2 protein-coding genes are annotated in these 1,787 nt (G+C 33.8%); both read left to right on the forward strand.

The features are described from left to right. Window positions 1-808 (forward strand): acyl-ACP desaturase (locus CER22_RS30960; RefSeq protein ID WP_142293620.1); only part of this gene is annotated, 808 nt, incomplete at its 5' end. A gap of 216 nt (window positions 809-1,024) precedes the next feature. Then, entirely contained in the window at window positions 1,025-1,486 is a 462-nt protein-coding gene (locus CER22_RS30965) for a CarD family transcriptional regulator (protein ID WP_000486301.1), read from the forward strand. Window positions 1,487-1,787 lie beyond the last annotated feature (301 nt).

Consider the following 1,787-nt stretch of genomic DNA (forward strand, 5'->3'; position numbering starts at 1 on the left):
GTTTTTACCATGGGATAAGGGAATGGACTTTAAAAGAGTTCCTTGGGATGAAAGTCAAGTTACTCTCCCTTCTGGTGTAATTACCGCCATTGAAACAGCTTTATTAACAGAAGTGAATTTACCATGGTTTACAACGTATTTATCTGCGACTTTTAAAGGTTCCCTTTCTGTTATTACAGACTTTATTCATACTTGGACCTCAGAAGAGGATCAACATTCGAATTTATTAGAGACATATTTACTACTCACTCGAAGTGTAAACCCTAAACGTATACATGAATTAAGAAAATCAGTCGTTGAGTGTGGATTTGAGCCTGATTTTCATACACCAATCGAAGCCATGACGTATACGACGCTACAAGAACTTGCAACAATGGTGTTTTACAATAATGTAGCTAAGGTGGCAAGTAAGCATGATCCAGATCTTGCTACATTATTACGCCGTCTTGCAAAAGATGAAACACTTCATTATGCGTTTTATCGAGACGTTATTCGAACACATTTAGAATTGGAACCAAATTATTGCTACCATATTGCCAATGTGATTAGGAATTTTAAAATGCCAGGTGCCGTCATGCCTGATTTTGAAAATAGAATGGCTGTGATTGCAAAAGAAGCAAACTATGGGCCACTACAATATTTTGATCAAGTACTTGATGTAGTAGTTGAGTATTGGGGGTTAAAAGACTTACGACCAATTGCCCCTCTAGCAGAAAAAGCAAGAATTGAGATTTTGGAGTATCATATAAGATTGAAAAAAATACGGGATCGATTTGGCCGTTTTCAAGGAAAAACTGATCTACGTTAATGAGTAGAGATTTCAGAATATACGCGTGGGAATTCCCTTTTCTTTTATTTGAAATCTAGAACGCTCTCTATTATTTTGCGGCTGTTTTCCTTAATTTAACTTCCGAAGAAAAAAGTGATTGACACTAAAAATAAACTCATGATATTATTGAATATTTGATAAAAAATAACATATGTGTTAAGCTTGAGAAGGTTACCACATATGGAGGTGGGTTATATGTTTCAAATTGGCGATAACATTGTTTATCCAATGCACGGAGCAGGTATAATTGAAGCCATAGAAGAAAAAGAGTTCTCAGGGAAAAAGCAACTTTATTATGTCATAAAAATGTCCCTTAGTAATATGCAAATCATGATTCCTAAGGGCAAAATATTGAGTTCGAATATACGCCCAGTTATTGATATACTTACATTAACGCGCATTATACACATTTTTCAGCATGGAGAATCAGGCGAATTAATGCCTTGGAAACAAAGGTATAAAGTAAACACAGATAAAATAAAAACGGGTGAAATACAAGAAGGTGCTGAAGTTATACGTGATTTAATCCGTATAAAGAAGGAAAAAGCACTGAATACAAGCGAAAAAAAATTGTTGGATGATGCATATAAATTTTTGGTCAGTGAGCTAGAATTAATTAAAGGAATCACTGAAAAACAAATAAAAAGTTTCTGTTGAGATTTATTATAAATACTGTATGACATCCCTCGGAAATATCCTGAATTTTCTGGGTATATGATGATTATTAAAAGGAAAGTATTTCAAAGATATTCAATTTCTTCAACTCACTTTTAGAGTAGATACCTCTTTTGTTATTACTTCAATCTAATCCATTTTATTTTTAAATTTCTTTTACGAACGTTTGAAGTTTCATCAAATAACTCGATTAAATAGTCACTTGATTTTTACAATCCTGATTCACACTGGCACGGACAAGGAGCCGTAAGGATGAAAGAGAGGTAGGGCTTTCATTGTTTTA

It is taken from the genome of Bacillus sp. K2I17, from assembly GCF_002209985.1.
In the GTDB taxonomy this organism is placed as follows: Bacteria; Bacillota; Bacilli; order Bacillales; family Bacillaceae_G; genus Bacillus_A; species Bacillus_A wiedmannii.

Coding starts and splice junctions, on each gene's coding strand:
- CER22_RS30965 (WP_000486301.1), top strand. CDS start 1,025: ATGTTTCAAATTGGCGATAACATTGTTTATCCAATGCACGGAGCAGGT.